General features: G+C 33.7%; 12 protein-coding genes and 2 pseudogenes. 8 read left to right on the top strand and 6 right to left on the bottom strand.

What is annotated here, in order from left to right:
* Positions 1–381 precede the first annotated feature (381 nt).
* From BVG17_RS07920 to BVG17_RS07895, 6 genes and pseudogenes are all read left to right on the top strand, one after another.
* Positions 382–1,182 carry a baseplate assembly protein gene (locus BVG17_RS07920; RefSeq protein ID WP_143688959.1) on the top strand — a complete coding sequence of 267 codons (801 nt, stop codon included), beginning with the start codon at positions 382–384 and terminating at the stop codon, positions 1,180–1,182.
* A complete protein-coding gene (locus BVG17_RS07915) occupies positions 1,182–2,342 on the top strand; it encodes a phage tail protein (RefSeq protein WP_143688958.1) in 1,161 nt (386 codons plus the stop codon). The genes BVG17_RS07920 and BVG17_RS07915 overlap by 1 nt, the downstream gene beginning before the upstream one ends.
* A gap of 168 nt (positions 2,343–2,510) precedes the next feature.
* Positions 2,511–3,200: an ankyrin repeat domain-containing protein gene (locus tag BVG17_RS07910; RefSeq protein WP_177429437.1), complete on the top strand. Its 690-nt coding sequence runs from the start codon at positions 2,511–2,513 to the stop codon at positions 3,198–3,200.
* A 38-nt stretch (positions 3,201–3,238) separates the two neighbouring features.
* Positions 3,239–3,703 (top strand): ankyrin repeat domain-containing protein, encoded by a 465-nt coding sequence (locus BVG17_RS07905; protein ID WP_143688957.1) that lies wholly within the window; start codon positions 3,239–3,241, stop codon positions 3,701–3,703.
* Between the two features lie 4 nt (positions 3,704–3,707).
* Positions 3,708–4,138, top strand: a pseudogene (locus BVG17_RS07900) (DUF2924 domain-containing protein).
* A gap of 10 nt (positions 4,139–4,148) precedes the next feature.
* Positions 4,149–5,633 (top strand): recombinase family protein, encoded by a 1,485-nt coding sequence (locus BVG17_RS07895; protein ID WP_143688986.1) that lies wholly within the window; start codon positions 4,149–4,151, stop codon positions 5,631–5,633.
* Positions 5,634–6,040: 407 nt separating this feature from the next.
* Here BVG17_RS07895 and BVG17_RS07890 read toward each other — a convergent pair whose 3' ends face one another.
* Positions 6,041–7,987, bottom strand: coding sequence for an ankyrin repeat domain-containing protein (locus BVG17_RS07890; RefSeq protein WP_143688956.1), 1,947 nt, complete (start codon positions 7,985–7,987; stop codon positions 6,041–6,043).
* Positions 7,988–8,740: 753 nt separating this feature from the next.
* Between BVG17_RS07890 and tnpA the strand changes: the two genes are divergently transcribed.
* Together tnpA and BVG17_RS07880 are read left to right on the top strand one after the other, a co-directional pair.
* Complete coding sequence (gene tnpA, locus BVG17_RS07885; protein WP_143688837.1) at positions 8,741–9,175, top strand: IS200/IS605 family transposase; 435 nt, start codon at positions 8,741–8,743, stop codon at positions 9,173–9,175.
* Between the two features lie 479 nt (positions 9,176–9,654).
* A complete protein-coding gene (locus tag BVG17_RS07880; protein ID WP_063631092.1) occupies positions 9,655–14,124 on the top strand; it encodes an ankyrin repeat domain-containing protein in 4,470 nt (1,489 codons plus the stop codon).
* 317 nt (positions 14,125–14,441) lie between these two features.
* On the opposite strand, the gene BVG17_RS07875 is transcribed toward BVG17_RS07880, so the two are convergent.
* The 5 genes and pseudogenes from BVG17_RS07875 to BVG17_RS07855 all read right to left on the bottom strand — a co-directional run.
* Entirely contained in the window at positions 14,442–15,356 is a 915-nt protein-coding gene (locus BVG17_RS07875) for an Rpn family recombination-promoting nuclease/putative transposase (protein WP_063631093.1), read from the bottom strand.
* A gap of 339 nt (positions 15,357–15,695) precedes the next feature.
* Positions 15,696–16,446: pseudogene (locus BVG17_RS07870) on the bottom strand (IS5 family transposase).
* 138 nt (positions 16,447–16,584) lie between these two features.
* Complete coding sequence (locus BVG17_RS07865) at positions 16,585–18,126, bottom strand: hypothetical protein (protein ID WP_143688955.1); 1,542 nt, start codon at positions 18,124–18,126, stop codon at positions 16,585–16,587.
* A 232-nt stretch (positions 18,127–18,358) separates the two neighbouring features.
* Positions 18,359–19,153 (bottom strand): Rpn family recombination-promoting nuclease/putative transposase, encoded by a 795-nt coding sequence (locus tag BVG17_RS07860; protein ID WP_143688954.1) that lies wholly within the window; start codon positions 19,151–19,153, stop codon positions 18,359–18,361.
* The coding region (locus BVG17_RS07855) for a group II intron maturase-specific domain-containing protein (protein ID WP_276528479.1) at positions 19,150–19,858 on the bottom strand (709 nt) is incomplete at its 5' end. The genes BVG17_RS07860 and BVG17_RS07855, both read right to left, overlap by 4 nt.

The raw sequence follows: 19,858 nt of genomic DNA, 5'->3' as shown, positions 1-19,858 counted from the left end.
GTTGTTTGATATAAATTTCTTTCTGTAATGAACTAGGGTTTTTATTGCCAAAAATACGTTTTTCAATTGAATAAGAATACAAAACTATAAATAAGAGTTGTAATAAGACTAAATTCAAAAAATTTTAAAAAACATAGTTGATGAGGGAGAGATTATGGTTCAAGACTATTTGAATTAGTAGATAAAGCCAATAGATAGGGGATTTAACTTTGGAAATCTATTCAGCAGTAGCAGAAGCTTTAGGGAAAATGGGAAAAGAGGGTTTAAACTGGAAAAAGTAAAAATGAAAGAAGTAAAGGAGGGAAAGGTAATACTTGACCTAGAAGGATTATACTTACCAAGCGGGAAAAACATTCATTTTGATGAAATTGTAGTTTAAAGATGCAGCAGCTAAATATTGTAGAAAAGCCAAATTTCGAGGAAATATTTTCAAGAATGAAAGAAGAGTTAGTCCGTAGAGATGAAACCTTTTCAGGATTAGTAGAATCGGATCCAGCAATGAAAGTTCTGGAGGTAGCAGCATGGCGAGAACTTTTACTCAGACAAAGGATAAACGAAGCTGTAAAGGGTAATTTACTTAAATTTGCAACGGGAGAAGATCTTGATAACTTAGCTGAATTTTATGGAGTAGAGAGAGAAAAAGAAGAAGAGGATGAAAGATTTAGAAAGAGGGTAAAAGCAAAAATAGCAGGTTGGTCAACAGGAGGAAGTAAGGAATATTATAAATATCATGCACTGTCAGCAGATAGTAGAGTAAAAGATGCATTAGTAGAATCACCTATACCAGGAAAAGTACAAATTTCAATCTTATCAACACAATTATCCACAACTGGCATAGTGTCAGAAGAGCTACTAGAAATTGTAAAAAAGCAGGTTACTAGAGATGATATAAGGGTTTTAACCGATACAGTAACAGTAATTGGTTGCAATATTATGGAAATAGATATTCACAGTAGAATGAGCATAAGTCCTGTAATATCGAAGGAAGAAATCAAGAAGCAGTTTATTAAGAAGTTTGAATTAGCAAAAAGATTAGGGTGGAGTGTAACAAGATCATGGATAATAGCGAATCTATTTGTAGAGGGTGTAGAGAATGTAGAATTAATAGAACCAAAAGAGGATGTTGTGGTTCTGGGAAATGAATGTGCAAATTTGCGAAATTTAAAGATTGAGTTGAATTAATGTTACTGCCACCAAATGCAACAAAACAGGAAAAAGCGCTAGTAGATGCGATAGATTATAAAGTAGATCCAAGCTGTATAAGAGGGTTTAAATTTAGATTAGAAGAAAGAATATTACCTTGGCTAATTGAGGAATATGAATTGGGGGAAATTCTACGTTGGATAAGGGATAAAAGAAAAGCCGTAGTAGAAGGAGTAAAATTTCAAAGACTGAGAGGAACACCAGCATCACTCAAAATAGCACTCAAATGGGCAAATATAGAAGATATTACAATTATCGAAGAACCACCTGGCAAGCACTTTTTTGAATTACAGATAGGAATAAAAGATGTTCCAAATAACTTTTTTGTAGATGCAGTAGTAGAGCTTGCAAAACTATCATTACCAGCAAGATCAAGGCTAATGAGGATTTTCAATGATCACTACAACGTTGATAGGTTTATTTTAGATGAAAGTTTTTTTGGAAATTTGTTATCGGATTACTCAGGTATAAAGGTTGAAAAGGATGGACCAGTGTTATCATTTGGAAGAGTAAATTTTTTCAGGTCTAGTGGTCCAGTTATTAGGATTATAGAAAACTATCTACGCGATCATTATGAACGGGCTTTAAACAATGATATATATCGCCTAGATGTAGCAATCCTTGGAGAAACCGAGCCTCACACAAGGGATTATAAAGGCATCTATGAAAGAGATCATTTGTGGTACAACTTAAAAGCGCTATATCCGCTACCACAGAGCTTATTACCGGCAATTAAGTTTGCGAAAGCGCAAGTTATATTATCGGACAGTTGGAACTTAGGAGAAACAAATGCGTGCTTTCCGGTTGGTAGCATAGAAGAAGAAGGAAATAAATTTGTATTGGGAAACGATAAACTTTCAGGGCAACATTGGAATCTAAAACACAAGCCAATTTTAGAAAGATTTAGCGTTACTCACAACTATAAAGTAGAAAATTATACAGATCAGAAGGTCAGAAAATATGTTTTAGCAGAACACAACGTTTACTATAAAAATGATTTGGATTCAGAGCAAAAAGACTCAATACACGAATTAGAAAAGCACATTTTAGTATTTTACCTGGGAGTACTGAAGTGGCATGAACATCGACATTTGCACAGAAGTTGGAAAGATAGTCAAGTGATATGTGTAATAAGTTAAATACTTATATTTAGATACTCATATATTATATTAATAATAGGTAAAAATGTATGAAATAAAAAGAAAAAGACTTGCTTTCTCATGCTAAAAAGGACATGACTTGAATAGCAGCAGGTAAACATAAGAAATTTGTCTGGCGCTAGAAAAGCTAATTTTGTGAGGTATGAAATGAGTTTTAGCAAGTTTTTTAAAGAAGTATCAAGTAACGGTATTAATAAAAGAAATGAAGAAGGAGAGACGATATTGCATCAAGCAGTAGAAATCTCCAATTACAAAACAGTGAGGTTCTTAATAAAGAAAGGAGCAGAGGTTAATGCAAGAGATAAAAATGGTTATACACCTCTACACTGTGCAGTATTCGCAAAGAGTTTAGAAAATGTAAAAGTGCTGCTAAGGGAAGGAGCGGAAGTAAATGCCACTCAATATGTCAGTGGATGTACGCCACTGCACTCTGCGTGCAAAATAGGAGGAGTTGAAATAATAAAAGAGCTAGTAAAGGCCGGAGCTGAAGTTAATCAACTGAATAAGTATGGTGCAACACCAATGTATTACATCTGGGAAAGTGAAAAGTATCGTCTATGTGATAGCAAAGAAAGTGAAAAGGCGAGCAAATTTTTGAGAGAAAAAGGAGGAGTAACAAAAAGTAGAGAACTGACGTGCTATGGAATAGAGAGGTTAGTAGGAGAAATAGCAGATATGTTGAATGGAAGCTATATGCCGGAGTTAAAAATAATAGAGATAGGAGAAATAAGGAAGAGAGACAAATCACTAATCAAGGAAGAATGTGAAAATTTAGCAAGCAAAATAATGAGCCAAGTAAGTGAAATGATAGATGAGGTAGCGAAAAGGAATACTTAAAAGAGGGATTTAAATTTAAAGAAAAGGTGGGGTGGATTATGTTAAAGCTTGGCAAATTTAATAAATCAGCAAAAGAATTATTAGAGAACTCATATAAAAATATTTATGCAAGAGACAGAACAGCTCTGCATTATGCAGTAGACGCAAAAATAGTGAGGTTATTAGTTGAAAAAGGAGCGAATGTGAATGCAGCAGATGTAGAAGGACACACAGCACTGCACCTAGCGGTAACGGAGAAACGTCTAGAAATCGTGAGAGAATTAATAAAATCAGGAGCAGAAGTAAATGCTGAGGAATATGGAAATAAATGCATACCTCTACACCTTGCGTGCATGGTAGGTGAAAAAGAAATAGTCGAGGAGCTAGTGAAAGCTGGAGGAGAAATAGAGCAAGAGGATGAATGTGGGATGACAGCAATAGATTATGCGAAAAACAGCAAAGAGATCACTGAAATATTGAAGAAAGAAATAGACAGAATTGAAAAGTTATTTATGAGAGGCTGAAAACATGGAGGAAGAAATAGAAAAGAAAGTAATGAATTTAGAGAAAAAAGCGTTGGTAGAGTTGAGGAGAATATGGAAGAAGGTATTTGGGGAAGAGGCGCCTAGGTATTCAAAGAAATATCTGATACCAAGATTAGCTTATAGAATGCAGGAAAAAGCATATGGAGAAATGTCAAGAAAAGGAGCAAAAAGACTAGAGTACTGGCAGATCGGCTAGAGAAGGGAAAAAGAATAAGTAGTGACAAACTTCCAGTAGCAGGAACAGAGCTAATATTAGAGAGAGGGGAAGAAACGCATGCGGTAATGGTAACAGACAAGGGTTTAATCTACAAAGAAGAGTTTTATACATCATTGTCAGCAGTGGCAGGAAAAATAATGGGAATGAGCTACAACGGACCTTTATTATTTGGGATGCGTGATAAAAATGAAAATTGAAGAGAATAAAATGCTAAAAGAAGTAAGGTGTGCAATATATACAAGAAAATCAAATGAGGATGGACTAGAACAAAAGTTTAATAGTCTTGATGCGCAACGAATAGCATGTGAAAAGTACATAAAGAGCAGAGAGGGTTGGGTAATATTGGCAAAAAGGTACGATGATGGAGGTTTCTCAGGAAAAAACTTAGAAAGACCAGCGATAAAGGAATTATTTGAAGATGTAAAGGCAGGAGAAGTAGATTGTGTAGTAGTATATACATTAGACAGACTATCAAGAGAAACAAAAGACAGCATCGAAGTAACGTCATTTTTTAGAAGGCATAGAGTAAATTTTGTAGCAGTAACGCAGATATTTGACAATAATACGCCAATGGGAAAATTTGTACAAACGGTATTGTCAGGAGCAGCACAACTAGAAAGAGAAATGATCGTAGAAAGGGTAAAAAATAAAATAGCAACATCAAAGGAGCAGGGATTGTGGATGGGGGGAACTTTGCCGCTTGGATATGATGTAAAAGATAAAGAATTAATAATAAATGAAAAAGAAGCGAAAATAGTAGGGCACATATTTGAAAGATATTTGGAGCTAAAATCAATGGCAGAACTGGCAAGGGAGTTAAATAGTCAAGGATACCGGACAAAATCAGATATCTTTAAAAAAGCGACGGTAAGGAGAATAATAACAAATCCAATATATATGGGAAAAATACGGCATTATGAGAAAGAGTATGAAGGAAAACATGAAGCAATAATAGAAGAGGAAAGGTGGAAAAAAGCACAAGAATTAATAAAGAATCAGCCATATAGAAAAGCAAAATATGAGGAAGCGCTACTTAAGGGAATAATTAAGTGCAAGAGCTGTGAAGTAAACATGACGCTGACCTATGCAAAAAAGGAAAATAAAAGGTACCGATATTATATATGTAATAATCGTTTAGGAGGAAAAGGGTGTGCATCAATGAGTCGAAATATAGTAGCAGGAGAAGTAGAAAAAGAAGTGATGAAGAAAGCTGAACAGCTATATGAAAAATGGGGAAAAAAAGCGGAAGAGTGGAGGAATTTAAGCTTTGGAAAGCAGAAAGAAGTAGTGAAGAAATTAATAAAGGGAGTGATGGTAAAAGAAGATGAAATAGAAGTGTGTTTAGAGAATAAGGTGGAATTTATAGCAATAAAGAAGAAGGGAAATAAATGCACAGTAATTGAGCCAGAAGGTAAAACAAACAATGCGTTACTCAAAGCAGTGGTAAGAGCCCATTCCTGGAAACGGCAACTAGAAGAGGGAAAGTATAGAAGTGTTAAAGAGCTGAGTGCCAAAATTAATATAGGTACAAGACGTATACAGCAAATTTTAAGGTTAAATTATTTAGCACCAAAGATTAAAGAAGACATAGTAAATGGGAGACATCCAAGGGGTTTGAAATTAGCTGATTTAAGAGAAATACCGATGTTATGGAGTGAGCAAATGGAGAAGTTTTACGGCTCAGCGTTGTAACGTTTATAAAAATAACAATATGAAAACATCGAAAAAAGTATGTGCCAGAAAATTAAAAAAGGTTATTGCAAAAGAAGCTGCTACAAAGAGCCATGCCAAAAGATATTGAGATTGATATAGAAAAGTAAGTCAATGTTACAGAATCAATTATGCGAAAAATATCAATATAAATGATGAATGTTTTAACATATCGGATGCAACAGTGATAGAAAATGTATCCAATTTTAGCTGCATATTTTAATAGTAAACCTGGAGTGTAAAAGGCAGCTCAGCCAATTGTATGTTCCATATCCTCATTTTGTAGCCAGCTTAAAAACAATATAAAAGAGTATTCTTAGAAAACATTGGTACAACTTCCTTAATCTATAAATTATAGTAGTTTATATTTAAATAATAATCTTCAACTTTTATGGCAAACTAGCAATTTTTCCCCTAGAATCAGAAGCCCTTCTTAGCTCTTCACGTTTTGCCCATTTCTTGTCAGACTCGCTTATTACTTCAGGACGCATTAACCCACCGGATCTAGCAAAAACACCTCGATCTATAGCTTCAATAACCGATAAACCTCCCAATAAGCAATTTTGCCCTGTTTCTTCATAACTTTCTATTTCCTCAAGTAGAAGCTTATCTTTATCACTCACCTCTACTTTTATCCAATTTTTATTTGTCTCATGGGGATATAACCTAACCTTTAATTCTCCCAAACTAGTGTAGAAAGTTAATACTATATCGCTGCCTTCCGTAAGATCTGTGTAATTCCTTATGCCATCTTCAGTTTTAATTTCTACTTCACTATTACCGATCTTTACTATATTTCTTCCACACTTTACATCTCCATCGGTTAGACCTAAATCCCTTGTTCCATCTGTTATCTTTATAATATCTATTTTACTATCTTTAGAATATTCTAAGTAAAAAACGGAATTGTCTACTCTTGCATCTTTTAGCTCGCTAGTGGTTGCACTTTTTGCGATTTCAATAAATTTATGAGAATTGCTAATATAATCTCTATAAGCTTTTTTTAGGTTAGTTTTATGCTCTTTAAATTCTGATGTCAGTGTGTTAGCATCAACTGTATTACCAAACACTGCCCCTTTTGATACTAATTGACATATTATACTACTAGCAACTTTAGGATTTTTTTCCAACTCACTGATTTTTTTCATCACATAATCGGTAAAAGTGTACTCATTACCTGAAAAGAAATCTTGTGAAAGAGAATAGTTTAATCGTACACCAGACTTTATAGCATCGTTTACAATCTTTTCAAGTTCAGCCATATTTTGAGCTTGAAACACCTTATCAGAAAACTTATTTAACTTTTCCTTCTGATTTGAAGTTAAATTGACGAGTAATGTACTGGCCTGTCCTTTCTTTTGCTGACGATAAATAATATTTTTATCATAATCTAATGCTCCTGCTTCTAGAAATATTTTTCTTAACTCTTGAGCAAGATCTTCATTATCCCAAGCAAAACGATCAACATACGAAAACACTTTTGATTCACCCATTCCTTGCCGAATATTTAGCACTACTTTTAGGTCTGAATCTCTTTTATGCTTACTTAAAAACTCCTTTAAATTTTTAGTACAGTCTGAATCTAGTACAAGTAAGTCATACAATTCCTTATTCATCTTTTTCTGTTTATCAGTTAAAAATAATTCTTCAATATCATAGCAGAGGTTATTAGTTGCTATTCGTTGTGGAGTTTTGCCCTTTCTACTTGTTATATTAGGTTTAGCTCCTTTCAAAAGAAGAGAGTTTGCATTATCGTAATGACCTTTAGCAGCAGCAAGGTATAGTGGTGTTTTTCCTTTATTATCTTGTATGTTAGGATCTGCACCTGCTCCTAAGAGTAAATCTATAGCCTGATTTCCTGTGCGACGAAATCCACCAATATTTGCTCCTGCAATCGCATGCAATACTGTTGATTGAGATTCTCCTCTTCTTAGGTTAAGAATTACTTTTAAATCTTTATTGTTTTTATTATCATGTAAAAATTCTTCAAGGGGCTCAGTATTATCAAATGAACCACAGTTAGAAGCTAAACATTTCAGAGCACTAAGTAACTTTTTGTTTAAAATTTTTTGACTTGGCGTAAGATCATGGTCCAGAGCAAACCAAACACAAATTTGCTCGCTTAGTCCAAGTTTGCTATCTATTAAAGAAGGTAGTTCATTATGATTTCTAACTGATGGTAAATCTCCTGAGTACCACATATCATTCATCAGCTCATTTAATAAATGCTCTTTAGATGATAGATGTTCTATAATGGATTCATATTCAAAATCAGATGGTTCTGGTTTGGGTTTTAGTAGATTGATGATAGATTTTATCCCAGTATATTCACCCATACTTATCCCTCTAATGCTAAGATACATAATACGTTATATGCGATATGTAACATTAAGTCAATAACCATAATCTTTTTACTACTTATGTAGTTAAGCTTTTGTTAAGTTTTTATGGTGAGTAACAATGGAGTATATAGAGAGGTTAAAAGTTGCTTATGACTCGAAATTTTAGCCAGTTTTACTATAGACCAAGAAAATTGAGAAGCACTAGCGATATTTAATATATAGGAATATGATGCTTTAAAGGAGTGCAAAAACTGCTGAAGCTTATACAGTAACCTGCGGAGCCACTTCAGCAGAATAAACAAAGACATGCCAGTATTAGTAGAGAATTATTTATAAGTCAACTAACTTTTTCAAAAAATATTTTAGTGAAGATACCATGCTAGCTAGTGTTATAAAGAATTGAATTATTGACTCTTCCTAAGATTGCAAAAAGGGTCGTATATTTGTGAGAACAAGTTGCGTAAAAATAGGATTGTAAAAATAGAAGATTTAAATTATTTCCATAAGCTTAAGCAAAATAGTTCATATGTACATTTAGCAAAAGTAAGCCAATATAGCTAGTTTTAGCGCATAATAGAATCACCATATAAAAAAGTTCGTATGTATCATTTGGTAGACCAACGCATCCCAAAAGGAACAGTTCTCACAGTTGCTGGTTTTGGTTATTGGAAGTGGATGTATTGTTTTAGTGTCCCCCTTCGGGGATTGTCTCGCCTTGAGGCGAAGGACAAGTTACAATAGTCGCGTATGCGACGTTATGGTTATAATGCACACTCTAAGTACGATATGAAAGTACACTTGGTATGGATTCCCAAATATCGCAAAAGGGTGCTAATAGGCCAAATTGCTATTAGAGTTAGGGAGCTGCTAAGGCAGGTTACTATGGAAAATGAGATCCAAATTATCTCAGGCAAAGTTGCAGTAGATCATATTCATATGTTTATATCATATAAACCACAGCAAAGTGTTAGTAAAATTGTACAACTTTTGAAAGGAACAAGTTCAAGGTTGCTTATGCAAGATTTTGTAAGTCTAAGGAAGCAATTTTGGGGCAGGCACCTTTGGGCACGTGGATATTTAGCCGTAAGTTCTGGTACAATCACAGACGAGGTTATACAAGAGTACATATCTATCCAGGAAGGCGAGCCACTTCATGACAATGATCAATTTCAAATTGATTGAAATTTAACCCTTCACCTTGTAGGTGATGGTTGTTGAGTTTTTAGTGATATGTAAAGTTGAATTAGTACTTAAAAATAGAAAGAGTACATTGCAGTAAAAAAAACAGAAGTGTTTCTGCAAGCACTGGCTTTAGTTTAAAAAAAAAATACTAAAACATGCAAAAAAGTTCTTGTTTTGCTAGATCTCTTTAGCTATAGTGAAGTTTAACATAATAAATACATCAGGTGTTGAGTCAAATGCATTGTGTTATGTACATCATTCAGAAAGCAATCCTGGCTTTTTTAAGGATATATATAGTTTAGCAAGAAAGCAAAAGAAAAGCACACTGTAATCAAAGTTGCTTAGGATTACCGTAAGGTTTCTACAGCAAACTGGTTTGGCACCACAGCTGCATAAGAATCAAATATTGAAACCAATCTTTAGAAAAGAGGTTTACGGCAAAATAATCAAAGTATGAATATTAAAATATAGGGGGCTTTATGTTAGGTAAAGAAAATACAAAGGAGCAAGTAGCAGATGATCAATCTGAGTCAATAAGAGAGCAAAAAAAAGATACACTACCATCTAGTAGTCAGCAAACATTACGGTTACCGGAAGGTTTTACAGTAGGGAAAGCTGTTGATATGGGAGATTGTTTCTTTCACGCAGTTGCACAAGGACTTAAACATCTTAAACCTGATATGAGCTTTACTGTGAAGTCTTTGAGGGAAGTTTGTAGGAAGCGCGCTTTAGATAAGCCAGAAATAAAAGAGAAAATTATAACAGATGCTAAACGTTGTGTCGATGACAAAAGCAAACCTAGCCCTAAAGTTAGTGATGATGAATTGTGGAAGGCTTATTTGTTTCGCGTAGTATACACTGCTCAAGATATGGAGAAAATCAAGAGTAAGGACTCAGGTTTATATGAAAAATTAACTGACTCGAAATATGGAAAAACGTTAAATGTTCCTGTATGGGGTAGACCTGAAATTGAGGGAAGGATGATTTGTAGTGAATATGATGTTAATCTGCATGTTATTGAAAATCTTCCCGTGTGTGGATGGTCAGATCAGCTTGTTGATGGACTAGCATCTAGATCTATAGGTTACGTAGATTTTAGTGAAGAAAATACTATACACATAATAAACAAAACAGGTATTCATTTTGAGCCAATCTTAAGAGGGACAGAACAGCAAATATCATCTCATTATTATGACACCATAGCTAGTGAAAAAAAATTGGACAGTGAGTCTGTTTACCTTCAACAAAATTCCGGAGTAGAAATGAAGGATGTGATAGACAATCAAATGGACTGTGAATACTATAAAGAACCTAGCCATGGTGTAGAAGTGTTGCCTGCTGATTCAATTGACGATGAAGACAGATTATCTGATGAAGACCTTCAATACAAACAAAGTCAAGAGAGTTCAATAAGTTCTAGGGTGGCAGATTCTTCATCTATAAGAATAGGAACGGCTAATGGTGTAGATCTTGATTATGAGATAGTGAAAAGAGTAACTTATTTTGTTGAGACTTTTGTTAAAGAATTTAAGGAAGAAGTACATAAACGTTCTAAGGAGGCAAAACCAGATTCAAAAATAGAAAAAAGAGGCAAAACATTAGATTATCTTGACTTAGCTCAAAAGAGCTTTATTTCACCAAGTAGTACGCGATTAGTTACTGATAAAATAAGTGAAATTCTATCGTTATGTAGTGCACAACAACATAAAATAGAAGTGAAAAGGTTTATTGCAAAAATTGCGCCTTTCAGAGAGAACATAAGAGAGGTTTTAGTAGAGGCTAGCTTGGAAATTTTTCAAAAATTTGGGGACCAATTCATGAGGGTTGTAGATGTCGGCCAACCTTCTTGGGAGAGGGGAATTGAGAAATTAGCAATGGACGCTACATCTAGAGCAATACATTACATTTCAAATATTGATAAAAAAGAAGACCTTCCTGTTAATCTTATAACTAAAGGTATTATTTTAGGTCAATCAAAAAGTCCCACTATTATTAGGGACATATTGCAAAATTATGGACATAAAGTGCAAGATGAGAAAAGTGGTGAAACTTGGTCAACTTCAGATTTATTTAGAAATATAGGAATAAAAAAAGCGAGTGGTAATCATATCCAATATTTTACAATGAAAAAAAATAATTGTGCTGAAAAGTACGGCTATCGATTTCCCTTAAAGTGGGAATCAGAAGGGTGGAGCAATATATATGAGTATCAACAAAATACCATACTTAGAAAAGAAGAATATAAGTCTATTTTCAATGAAAGAGAAAAAGAGGAATTATTTGGTAATATATTAAGAGGGATGAATGGAAAAGATCCTTTAGAACAAGATGAAAATATATCTCAATATTCCTTTAATTTTAGTAGTGAAGAAAACTTCTTCTACGTTGAAAGAGAAGGGATGTATGAAGAATTAGCCAGTCATTTGTATGGTCAAAGTAAAGAAGAAAAAACGTCACGAATGCTTGTAATTAATGGGGATCCTGGAGTAGGAAAAAGCACACTTGCTAGAAGATATGGATTGTATGAACGGTTTCGTCATGTTGATGTATGGATTATATGGATAGATGCTTCATCAAATACCAATATTTCAGAAAATTTTCGTCAAATAGCTAAAGAATTAAAGATTCCTACACTAGGACAAGAAATTAAATCTATTGTCAAGAATATATATAAGTTTGTACTAGATAAAAAAATTTTATTTATTTTTGATGATGCCAGCAGTTATAAGCAGATTGTACAATTTTTACCGTCCTATTTTCCTGAGGTGTTTTCCAATAGAGAAAGGCCTTTTATTATAATTACTTCTTGTAACAAGAATTGGACAGTAAAGACGGAAGAAGAACAGAAAGGAAAAAAAGGGAAGATAATACAGATAAGTAAAATAGAATTGGATGCCTTGCAAAAAGCAGAAATCTATCAATCTACTCTAAAGTCCTTGAGAAAGAGACTATCGAATATAAATATACAAGAGACGAAAGATTTAGCAGAAGCTTTGAATTGTATTCCATCAGCTATGAAGCAAGCATTAGCATATATCAAAAATTTGAATGCGTCCACTAAAATGCAAGGAAAAACGGTTATTAGTAAATATCTGAAGTGTTTTAATAAAATGATGCAAGAATCCACTGATTATTTGGTAGTACCAAATGTCAATAAAGAATTATCTATAGCTTTAGAGATTAACTTAAATGAAATAAAAAAAAAGGATATTGGGCAGAAAGCGTATGATATTTTGTCATTCATGGCTTACTTGAATCCTAATCAAATTGATGTAGAAAAATTTTTTCTTTGGGGTAAATCAGAAAAAAATAAGCAACGAGTTTTAAGTGCTCTTGATCTACTTTGTAAGTTTTCAATTATTGAATTTAAAGGACCAATAGGAAAAATTGATAAAGAAATACAAGCAGTGATAAGATCAAAGCACAAACAAAAGGGAACAGAAGAGAAATTTTTAGAAAAAATAATACTGTTATTGGAATGTAATTATATTACAGATGTAGGTCACATTGTATCTGTTTGGAATTATATAAGTAAATATAATAAATTAGTTAATAAATTTATTAACTCTAATTATATTGGGTATAATATATTACATTTGCTAGTCATATATGGTAATAAAGAAGTTATTAATCTTATATTAGAGAAAATAGATTCAAGTCAATTAAGTAATATTATTAATGTCAATGATAAATATAAAAATACTCCTCTCGAATACGCTGCTATGTATGGCCACTTAAAGTTAGTTGAATACTTTATAGAAAAAGAGGAAGGTTTGAAGGGTGATTATACCATTTTATACTGGGCTGCTGCATGTGCTCAATTAGAAATAATTAAGTATTTATTTACTAATAATAAAAATTATGATATTAATAAAACTAATAAAGAAGGTGATACTGCTTTAGATTGTGCTATTAAAAATAGTGAAATAGATAATGCTAGATACTTTGATGTTGTCAAATACCTTGTAAAGCAAGGTGCTGATATAAATAAGCAAAACGAAAATGATGATACTCCTTTGCACTTAGCTGCTGAAAATGATAGCTTAAATATTGTCAAATACCTTGTAGAGCAAGGTGCTGATATAGATAAGCGAAACGAAGATGATGATACTCCTTTGCACTTGGCTGCTGGAAATGATAGCTTAAATATTGTTGAGTACCTTGTAGAGCAAGGTGCTGATATAAATAAGCAAAACGAAGATGGTAATACTCCTTTGCACTTGGCTATTAAAAATAATCATTTAGATAGTGTTATATGCTTAGTATCAAAAGGTGCTGATGTAAATCTACAGAACAAAAAAGGTATGAGTGTTTTGCACTTGGCTGCTCAAAAGGGTCACTTAAATAGTGTTATGTACTCTGTAATGCAAGGGGCTGATGTAAATCTACAGGATAACGGCGGTAATACTCCTTTGCACTTGGCTGCTAAACTTGGTCATTCACATATTGCTTATTACCTTATGAGGTACGGGGCTAATGTAAATCTACAGAACAAAAAAGGTATGAGTCCTGTAGACTATGATGTTATGAATAACCACTCAGAGAGTGCTTACTACCTTTATAATTTCGGAGCTACTATAAATCCAAGATACAGGAATCTTGTTTACTGTCCTGCTGATGTCAATAACTACTCATATAATCTTGAACCGCAACTTAATTTTCCGCACTTAGGAATACAATTACATAAAAATCAACAGGAGACATCAGCGTGTTTAAGTGTATCTAAAAAAATAAAATTAGAAAATGTAAGTAGAACGTCTGAGGAAAATGCATCAAATACACAACTGATTCAAGGTACTCAGAATACCCTACCATTTAACACGAAAGAATCGCTATTTAAGCTGAAGCGTAAACTAGATTATTGTAATAAGGCTATGCAAGAGGAAGAAATTAATAGTCAATTAGAAAACAGCTACTCACAGCAGTTGGTTAATAATATACAGATGTAAATCAGTATAAATCATAAGGTACCTATATCTTTACTTAACAGTGGTACTGTAGAACTGTATGGTCCCAGAGTGTGATGTGGGGATTTAGTGTAAACAAATCAGGAGCACTGTAAACATATAAATTCAAAAGGTGTAAGACCATTGACAGTTTTGAGTCTTTGTATGATTCATAGAGGTTATTACAGCAAAAATGTAAGATAAAATAAAAACTTTAAGTTGTATACTAGACACAACTTAATCTGACAAATTAGCTGTAATACTCTCTGTGAGCGACACAAAAATAATACGACAGTGGATAAGCAATTACAAAATGTCATTTACTCCTTAAGTTGTTTAATTTCATCTACTGAAAGGCCAGTGATTTCAGCAATAACATCAATAGAGACACCGGCCTTGAGTGAGTTTTTGGCTACGGCTATTTTAGTCTGTTTTTCGCCTTCTTCCTTACCTTCAGCTCTACCTTTTTGATGGCCGATGAGGATACCTTCTTGTCTACCTTCATGTTTAGCATCATCGAGTTTTTGTTCCAAGATAGCAGCTTCTTTCTGTAAATCCATTACCCTTTCTTCATAAGCTACAAGATCTTTCTCATTCCAATGAAATTTATCTAACTCGTCATACGCTAACTTTATTATCGGTGACTTTTCTGCTATTTTTCTTAAATCTTCATCAGTTGTTTCTTCTGCATACTTAAAGAAAAAGCACCACCTCTCAACAGTAGTTTCCAACTGCTCTACTTTACTTTTTGTAAATTTAGGTAGTTCAATAAAGACAAATTGAAAATCTTTTAAATAATGTCCGTTAGTTTTTATATCGCGTATATTATGAGTGGAAATATAATAAACATCTGAAGGAAAAAGAGTACTATTAGAAATAGCAATAAAGAAAACAGTCTTAAAATCGATGTAATTGCCAGACTGTCTTGAGTAGGCTTTAGCAGCATAAAGTTGAGCACGTTTCTCAAAGCCTTTATCACGAGCGAGTTGCATTTCTGCAATATATCTATTTCCGAGAGAATCCTTACAGAGGACATCAACGATACTTTGTTTATCAGAAGCAATCTCAGGATTCATAATAGTGCTAAGGAACTCAACATCTTGAATAGCATTGACTCCAGTAAAGCCTAAGATATCATTTAGAAAGTGGATAAGGATATTCTTATTTTTTTCAGTACCAAAAATTTTCTTAAAGGTCAGGTCCAGTTTTGGATCGAGAAACTTAGAAAGAGCCATGGGAAAGTAAGATAAAAAGCATTAATAATTATACACAATTGTGAGGAAATGTTCAATCTTTTTATTGCTTTAAATGTGTTAATGAAAAAACGTCTGTCAGAGATCACCTGAGAATTGCATTTAAGGCTTTAGATTAGATTTTATCATCTTTTTATAACTGCCTTATAAAACACCTTAAAACCCTAGCAAATGAATTGATGCGCTATGAAGAGTTTAAAAATATTTATTTTCAGTGTGAGAGATTAACCTCCTAATAAAAATACGAGCCCAAAAGCTCAATTACGATTTACCTAATATCGAGAGGACAGGTTTTTCAATCTCTCACACCTTAGAACCTGTTCATAATCTTTCGAGGAGCAAAGCAGTAAAAGCCAGAACGATCATTTGTAAGATGGTGTTGAGTTTACGCTCGCAATTTTTCCATAACCTTCTACATTTTTCCAACCAAGCAAAATAGCGTTCCACAACCCATCTTTTGGGCAATACGAAAAACCTGTGCAATTTACTTCACCTCAACAGTTGCACCAATAGTATCTTTTATTTGAGTTGCAAAATTTTCTCCAGTGTAGCCAGCATCAACTAGTATATTTTTAACTTCAGAGAGTTTTGCTTTAGCATTTTTAACCATTTTTACAGCACTGCTACTATCAGCTGCTCCTGCCGTTGTTATATGAATTGCGTGTGGGAGACCTTGTGTATCAACTGCGATATGACGCTTTATACCTGAAATCTTTTTACCTGCATCATAGCCTTTACTTTCAGCGGTATCTGTATTTTTAACACTTTGAGCATCAATTATACAGAAACTGGTTTTCTCTTTCCTACCATTGTTCTTTCTAACTAATTTTTTTAAAACACTCTCCAAAATACTTTCTTTATCTTCCCATTTTTTAAAGTAGTCGTAACAACTTCTCCATTTTGGAAACTCTTGTGCTCCACTGGCAACAGCTTTTGAGGACGTACAGCACTCCACAAGATACATCATACAAATCAAGTCTTCTTGGCTTTGTTTTTTTCTACAAGATTCTAGATCTGGTAAAATTATCTTGAATTTTTCACGACTTATGTCACTTGGGTATACACTTCTCATATATCTAACTTATATAAATTATCTCCTACTTTATTCCTTCTTTGATATCATGTGCATTTTCTTAAATGTTGTTATATTGGAAGATTTTCCTTAATTTAACTTTTATGGTCAAAAAGAGGAAAATCTTCTCCCCTTACCTTATACTTTACTAATGCACTCCGGTGTTTTCTGCTCTGCTTTCTTTTTGGGTTTCTTAAAAAGCTTTTTCCATAAAGATGGTTTTTTTGCTTCACTATTTATTGGATCCACATTATCAATTTTCATTACAGTTGTTGGCAATAGTTGTAGATTTTTTGATTTTGGAGGTTGATCTTCTTCTAAATCAGAGGCATAACCAGAGGAATGCCCGCTATTCTCGCCTTTTTTTATATCAGTAAACTTTATGGATGGCAAAATATACTCTAAAATCATACTACGAATGAAGTCATGATTATTCTGGCTTTCTACCTGATTTTTCTCTTCTTGCTGTTTCTCTACTCTTGCAACATACTCTTCTTGCGTTTTGAGCTCAGTACTATCTTTTATTTCCACATTCGATAGATGCTGACTGTTTTTTCTCCTCTTCTCTAGAAATTTTTTCAATTCCTCCTGTAAACCTTCATTGTTGTCCTGAGGTTTAGTAAAAGAGGAATTTTTTGATGAACCACTATCAAGAAGTTTTTTACTAATAGCGCTATCTTTTTGTAGCTTCCAATTATTCAAACCTTCAGTTGGTAAAGGAGGAGGTGGTGGTACACTCACACCTTGATTTGGAAAAGGTGGAGGAGCTAGTATAAATGGTGTGCTAGAGGAAGTAGTAGTTGATGGCATAGATTTTTGTGCCTCTATAAGTTTTTTTCCTTCTTTTTTTTTGCTTGATTGAATATCTTGATTATCATCACTCCAACCAGATTCACTTCCAGAATGCTCGCTTTCACTATTTGAGAATGCAACACATTGCCTCATGCTATTCATCTTTTCACGCATAATAGCTGCAGGAGTACCTTCATCCCTACTCTGCTTCTTTCTCTCCTCTAATTTGCTATCGACTCTTATAGCATATTCTTCTTGTGTTTTGAGTTCAGTATTCAATAGAGGATCACTTTTTTTTCTCCTCTTCTCTAGAAATTTTTTCAATTCCTCCTGTAAACCTTCATTGTTGTCCTGAGGTTTAGTAAAAGAGGAATTTTTTGATGAACCACTATCAAGAAGTTTTTTACTAATAGCGCTATCTTTTTGTAGCTTCCAATTATTCAAACCTTCAGTTGGTAAAGGAGGAGGTGGTGGTACACTCACACCTTGATTTGGAAAAGGTGGAGGAGCTGGTACACTAACTTGTGGTACTTGAAGAGCAGACATCTTTTCCGGTGCTTTTGTGCTAATGTCATTATTAGTAATAGAGTTCAAAGTAGGCAAAGATGATGTGCTAGTATCATTACCATGTGGTTTCTCTTCAAGAATATTACACGCATTTTTATTATTTATTGCAAAAATAGCTGATTTGACAAGGTATACTGTTGAACTTAATGCAATTATTGCAGATACAGAAGCAATTGCCACAAAAAGCAGTGGTATCGTAGTAGCATTCAAAATTGCTAAACTTACAGGGTAAATAAATACTCCAGTTGTAAGTGCAGATGTACATAGCAAGAAAGTGGCAATAGAGTACTTTAATGGAGACGAAGCTTTAGAAGTGCTCATTTTTAACCTCATATATTAATAATGCTAATGATAGTATTGTTAGCAGCTTATATCAACTAAAATTATGTATTGAACTTACAGCACGTAGCTTTGATATAGAAGTTTGAGTAACGTTATGATAGTAATTTATATAATTCTATGTGCAATCTTTATAGCCATTTTAGACAGTAGACTCTTAATTAGGGGATATTTCTAACTTATAGAAGGTTTTCATAAATGTTAAAGTGAATAATTATGTTTTTTTCTTAAGTTGCAAAATTTCAGAATGAGAGAGACCGGTAATTTGAGCTATAACATCAATAGAGACACCGGCCTTGAGTGAGTTTTTTGCAACTTCGATTTTTTCTGCTTTTCTTCCTTCCTCCCTACCTTTTTCACGGCCAATTTGGATGCCTTCTTGTCTACCTTTTTGAGTAGTATCATCGAGTTTTTGAGCAAGAACGGCCTGTTCATCACGAATACGCTTGATCTCTTGTTCATAGGCAATAAATTCTTTTTCTGACCAGTTGAACCTATTTAGTTCTTCATATGCTCTTTTAATTATTAGATCGCTACCTATTATTTTTTCCAGCTCTTCTTCACTAGTCTCATCTGCATATTTGAAGAAGTAAACCCATTTCTCGACTATACTTGAAAGCTGATCTTCTTTGGTTTTGGGAAATTTAGGCAATTCAATAAATACAAAATAAAAATCTTTTAGATCATGTTCATTAGTATCTTCATCGCGAATAGTGTGCTTTGATTTATACTCGGACTTATCAGGAAATAAAATACAATCTGCTATAGCAATAAAGATAATTTCCTTAAGGTTATGGTATTGATCACCTTTATCTGCTTGTCTTGAATAGGCTTTAGCAGCGTAATATTGGGCACGTTTTTCAAAGCCCTTAGTTTTAGCGACCAGGTCAGGTAAGGAAGCAGTATTACTACTACTCCCTCCCTTAGAAACGCAGCATGCAGGTTTCCCCACACTACGCTTGAGCCCCTTATCTAAGTTCTTCTTTTCTAGAACCGGCTTGTCCTTCATGATTCCTCAGGAAACATCATTCTTAATGGTGACACCAACAGTAGAGAACCTTCTCTTGAAAAGGAGCTTGCTAACATTCTTGTTCGTTTCACTCTCTCATCAAAATACTTTTTCCATTTTAAGTCAAGGGGATTTGCATCCGCTCTGATTTTAACATGTCGTCTGATAGGTATATCAATCAGCTTAAGCAGTCTTAAATACCGTATCTCTTTTGGTTTGTTCTTGCATATGGGTGCAGCAAAAACCCATTGGCGTTGACCCATTACTTTGAAGTAACGATTCTTTATCCAACGTAATCCTTTACGAGGATGTCTTTTCTTTGCCCATTTCCATAAACTATGCCAAATTTCATTGTCGATCTTTCTAAACGCTTTTTTAGCACACACATGGTGATAGTAATTTCCCCATCCTCTCAGTAGAGAGTTGAGTGACTTAATTACTATAGCCTGAGTGTTCGCTATATTTGCTTTTATCAATGTACGTGCTTTATTAAGAAGTCTTTTAATACTTTCTTTCGAAGGTTTAATAATTAACTTCTTATTATATCTACGTACATTACAACCAAGAAAGTCAAACCCTGTTGTAATAGATGTAATCTTTGTCTTCTCTTCTGACAGAATTAAACCTCGCTCATGAAGAAAGGATGATACTAAAGGCTTAACTTCCTTTTCCAGTACTTCATGTGTGAAACCTGAAATAATAAGG

The sequence above is a fragment of the Wolbachia endosymbiont of Laodelphax striatellus genome, from assembly GCF_007115015.1.
Taxonomy (GTDB): Bacteria; Pseudomonadota; Alphaproteobacteria; order Rickettsiales; family Anaplasmataceae; genus Wolbachia.
Note: the sequence above shows the minus strand (reverse complement) of the source record. Positions and strands in the feature narration are given on the sequence as shown.

Coding starts and splice junctions, on each gene's coding strand:
- BVG17_RS07865 (WP_143688955.1), bottom strand. CDS start 18,126: ATGAGCACTTCTAAAGCTTCGTCTCCATTAAAGTACTCTATTGCCACT.
- BVG17_RS07905 (WP_143688957.1), top strand. CDS start 3,239: ATGTTAAAGCTTGGCAAATTTAATAAATCAGCAAAAGAATTATTAGAG.
- BVG17_RS07895 (WP_143688986.1), top strand. CDS start 4,149: ATGCTAAAAGAAGTAAGGTGTGCAATATATACAAGAAAATCAAATGAG.
- BVG17_RS07920 (WP_143688959.1), top strand. CDS start 382: ATGCAGCAGCTAAATATTGTAGAAAAGCCAAATTTCGAGGAAATATTT.
- BVG17_RS07910 (WP_177429437.1), top strand. CDS start 2,511: ATGAGTTTTAGCAAGTTTTTTAAAGAAGTATCAAGTAACGGTATTAAT.
- BVG17_RS07880 (WP_063631092.1), top strand. CDS start 9,655: ATGTTAGGTAAAGAAAATACAAAGGAGCAAGTAGCAGATGATCAATCT.
- BVG17_RS07875 (WP_063631093.1), bottom strand. CDS start 15,356: ATGGCTCTTTCTAAGTTTCTCGATCCAAAACTGGACCTGACCTTTAAG.
- BVG17_RS07860 (WP_143688954.1), bottom strand. CDS start 19,153: ATGAAGGACAAGCCGGTTCTAGAAAAGAAGAACTTAGATAAGGGGCTC.
- tnpA (WP_143688837.1), top strand. CDS start 8,741: ATGCGACGTTATGGTTATAATGCACACTCTAAGTACGATATGAAAGTA.
- BVG17_RS07890 (WP_143688956.1), bottom strand. CDS start 7,987: ATGGGTGAATATACTGGGATAAAATCTATCATCAATCTACTAAAACCC.
- BVG17_RS07915 (WP_143688958.1), top strand. CDS start 1,182: ATGTTACTGCCACCAAATGCAACAAAACAGGAAAAAGCGCTAGTAGAT.